General features: G+C 68.8%; 3 protein-coding genes and 1 pseudogene. 1 reads left to right on the forward strand and 3 read right to left on the reverse strand.

Annotation, left to right across the window (positions count from 1 at the left end):
- Nucleotides 1–151 precede the first annotated feature (151 nt).
- Both istB and istA read right to left on the reverse strand, forming a co-directional pair.
- Complete coding sequence (istB, locus tag VF468_24775; GenBank protein HEX5881503.1) at nucleotides 152–934, reverse strand: IS21-like element helper ATPase IstB; 783 nt, start codon at nucleotides 932–934, stop codon at nucleotides 152–154.
- A complete protein-coding gene (gene istA / locus VF468_24780; protein HEX5881504.1) occupies nucleotides 934–2,616 on the reverse strand; it encodes an IS21 family transposase in 1,683 nt (560 codons plus the stop codon). Before istA ends, istB begins: the two co-directional genes overlap by 1 nt.
- A 109-nt stretch (nucleotides 2,617–2,725) precedes the next feature.
- Here istA and VF468_24785 point away from each other — a divergent pair, with 109 nt between their 5' ends.
- Nucleotides 2,726–3,076, forward strand: coding sequence for a group II intron maturase-specific domain-containing protein (locus VF468_24785; protein ID HEX5881505.1), 351 nt, complete (start codon nucleotides 2,726–2,728; stop codon nucleotides 3,074–3,076).
- Between the two features lie 111 nt (nucleotides 3,077–3,187).
- Here the strand turns inward: VF468_24785 and VF468_24790 are convergent.
- Nucleotides 3,188–3,558: pseudogene (locus VF468_24790) on the reverse strand (transposase).

The following is a 3,558-nucleotide window of genomic DNA, read 5'->3' on the forward strand; positions in this document are numbered from 1 at the left end:
CGGCAACGCGGGAGCGGGAGGACGGGCCATGCCTCATGCTACAACCAAACAGCAATCTATTTGCGAGACACACCACTAGCGTGTGTCGCTTGCCACGGTGATGGGACCACCGGGTTGCCACGAGGATGGGACCACTTGGCGCTGTTGGTGATCATGTCTTCTCTCCTGGGTTGAGGTCAAGAACCCTGCTCTGGTGTCGCTGCCGGTAGGAGGGTCCTTCGATGATCAGGGTGTGGGCGTTGGAGGTGAGTCGGTCGACGGCGGACTGGGCCAGCAGGGCGTCGGTGGTCATGGTGAGCCACTCGGCCGGCTCCCGGTTCGACACCCAGATGGTGGGGTGCTTGCGGTGTCGTTCGACGACCAGCTCATAGAGGTCGTTGGTCTGGGTGGCGTCCAGCGGCCGGAGGGCGAAGTCGTCGATGATCAACAGCTCGACGTTGGTCAGGCGACGCAGCTCGGCTTCCAGGGTGTTGTCGAGCCGGGCGGCGCGGAGTCGGGTGAACAGCTTGTCGGCGCGGGCATACAGCACGCTGTGCCGGCGGCGGATGGCGATGTGGCCGAGCGCGCTGGCCAGGTGGGTCTTGCCGACTCCGACTGGGCCGAGGATCAACACGCCGGTGGCGTTCTCGGTGAACCGGAGCATGGTCAGGTCTGACCACAGGGTCCGGTCGTAGCGCAGGTCGGTGAGGTCGTCCCAGCTCTCCAGCCGCATGCTCGGGTCGAGCCCGGCCTTGCCGGCCCGGAGCGCGGCGGAGCGGGTGTTGCGGCGGGTCACCTCGTCGGCGAGCAGCAGCTCCAAGAAGGCGGCGTGGCTCAGCTGGTTCTGCCGGGCCAGCAGCAGCCGCTCGGGCAGGGTGTCCTTCACCCCGGACAGCTTCAACGTCTTTAAGATCTTCGACAGGTCGGCGCCGATCGGGTCGGTCACGGTGGCCATCACGCGCTCGCCTCCCCACCGTCGATGACGCTCAGCCGGGCGGTCCGGCGACTGGCCGGCCCGGGCCCCTCGGTGGCTGGCCCGGTCCCTGCAGTGGCCATCCCGGTCCCACTGTTGGCCGGGTCGGTGAGGGCGTACTCGGCCGGGTCGCGGGCGAACCGGGCCGCGGCGGTCGGCGAGGCTATCGGCAGGGTCGGGGCGGTGGTCTCGGTCGCCTTGGCCAGCATCGCCTCGATCTTGGCGACCGAGATCACGTCAAGATCAAGTGCGGTGGAGCAGGCGGCCTCGACCGGGCCGGGGCCGTAGCGGCGGACCACGCTGAGCAGCCGGTAGACCGCCCGCATCCGGGTCCAGGGCAGCGGGTCGTCAAGGATCCGTTCGGCGTAGCTGCCGATGCTGGTGCCGTGCCCGGTGCAGACCCCGATCAGCCGGGTCAGGTCCCGCAGCGCGTAGCCGGTCCGCTCGGCCGGCAGATCATCGGGGTCGGTCCGACGCCGCCCGGGCTGCTGCCGCGGATGGACCTTGACCAGCCGCCCACCGGCGTAGAGCTTGACCAGCTGGCTGTCAGCGCGGGCGTCCAGATGCTGCCCGAGGAACCCCTTCGGCACCGAGTACAACGCCCGGCCGATCTCCACATGGAAGTCGCGGTGCACCTTCACCCGGGTGAAGACGGGCACGTCATAGCGCCCCGGCACCGGCAGCAACACCCCGGCCTCCCGGTCGTCGAAGACCTCCAGCGGGCGGGCCTGCAAGGTGCCGTGGATCCGCATCCCCGCCCGGTCCAGGCACCAGTGCTCGGCGCGGGCCTGCGCGTCGGCCAGATCGGCGAACGACTCACCGGCCCAAAAGGAGTTCCGGACGAACTGCACGCACCGTTCCACCCGAGCCTTGTCCCGCGGCCGTCGGACCCGGGCGGTGTCGGTGACGAACCCGGCATGCTGGGCATAGTCCAGCCAGCCCGGCGACAACCGCGGGTTCACCGCGTCCGCGACGCTCACCACCGGCTTCAGGTTGTCCGGGATCAAGACCTTGAACACGCCGCCGAAGAACGCCCACGCCGCCTCGCAGCCGGCGATCACCGCCGCCAACGTCTGGGCGTGGCTCAACCAGACGAACATGTGCCGCGACACCACCGCGGTGAAGATCAACGCCCACACCTTGCGGCGCCGCTCGGAGTCCGGGTCGACCAGCCACCCCATCTGCCCGAAGTCGAGCTGGCACTCCACCCCCGGCTCGCCGTCGACCACCGGCACCGTGGTCTCCTTCGGCCGGTAGCCGCACCGCTCGGTCGCGAACCGGTGCAGCGTGCGATACGGCACCACACAGCCCTGCCGGGCCAGCAGCTCCCCGATCTTCACGATCGTCAACGGCCGGTCCACACCCCTGCCAGCCACCCAGTCGCTGATCTGCTCCTGCCGGCCCAGCAGCTGCTCCCACGCCTGCCCGTGACCGTTCGGGCGGGCCGGCCGGACCGCCGCCACCACCTGCCCCAGCAGCTCATCATCGACCGCCTCGATCCCGGCCGAGCGGTCCAACCCGGCCTTCTGAGCCGCCACCACATAGCGGCGAGCGGTCTTGCGGTCCACCCCCGCCCGCTCCGCCGCGGTGCGGGTCCCGGCCCCGTCCAGCCAGGCCCGCAGCACCTCCTTCACCTCGATCACACCGACCTCCCGGAATCCCATGCCCGCTCCTCCGCATCGACAACACCGACACGGCGATCGAACGAGCAAACCCAGGACCCACCGACCAGACACACCGGGTGGTCCCATGACTGGCAATCCAGGTGGTCCCATGAACCTGGCAGAAAACCGGCCGAACCGGTCCCATGCTCATGGCAGGCGACACGCGCTGATCCGGCTCGCTCAGATCATGCGCGGATGGTCCACCTACTTCCGTCACGCTGTCAGCAAACACACCTTCTCGGCCCTGGCCCACTTCGTGTGGCATCGGGTCGCCCGGTGGCTGATGACGCGGCATCACTGGAAGTGGAGCGACCTCCGACGACGGTTCACCAGCCCTAGCGGCCGGTGGATACCTTTGTCGGCCGACGGGACAGTGTTGTTCAACCTCGAAGCGGTCCCGGTCACCCGATACCGCTACCGAGGCAACATCGCGACCCCGTGGGCGCAGTCCCCCACCTAACGGCAGTTTCCGCGGAGAGCCCGTTGCGTCGAGAGGCGCACGGCGGGTTCGGCGAGCGGTCTGGGGAAACGGCCTTGAGCAATCAGGACAACGCGCCCCAGACCGACTCAACTCCAGCAGCTTCTCCACCCGGTTCTTCTCCGCCGTGCGGACCCCGACCAGGTCGGCCCGGTAGCGGGTCAGGTCCCGCAGCCGGCGGATGTCGATCGGTGGCACGAAGCTGGGCCGCAGCATCTGCCGTTCGGCGACCTTGCACAACCAGACCGCATCCAGCTTTGTCGGTCTTCGGCCGCCCGGGCAGGTGCTTGACGTCTTTGGCGTTAACCAGCCATGGCTCCAGGCCGTGCGCTTCGAACAGGTAGAACGGCGGCCGCCAGTAGTCGCTGGTCGCCTCCATCACCACCCGAGTGATTCCCAGCTCGACCAGCCGGTTCGCCAGCTCACACAGGGCCGGCACCATCGTCGAGTGCGTAGAAACTCCT

The organism is Actinomycetota bacterium, assembly GCA_036280995.1.
Classification (GTDB): Bacteria; Actinomycetota; CALGFH01; order CALGFH01; family CALGFH01; genus CALGFH01.

Coding starts and splice junctions, on each gene's coding strand:
- VF468_24785 (HEX5881505.1), top strand. CDS start 2,726: ATGAACCTGGCAGAAAACCGGCCGAACCGGTCCCATGCTCATGGCAGG.
- istB (HEX5881503.1), bottom strand. CDS start 934: ATGGCCACCGTGACCGACCCGATCGGCGCCGACCTGTCGAAGATCTTA.
- istA (HEX5881504.1), bottom strand. CDS start 2,616: ATGGGATTCCGGGAGGTCGGTGTGATCGAGGTGAAGGAGGTGCTGCGG.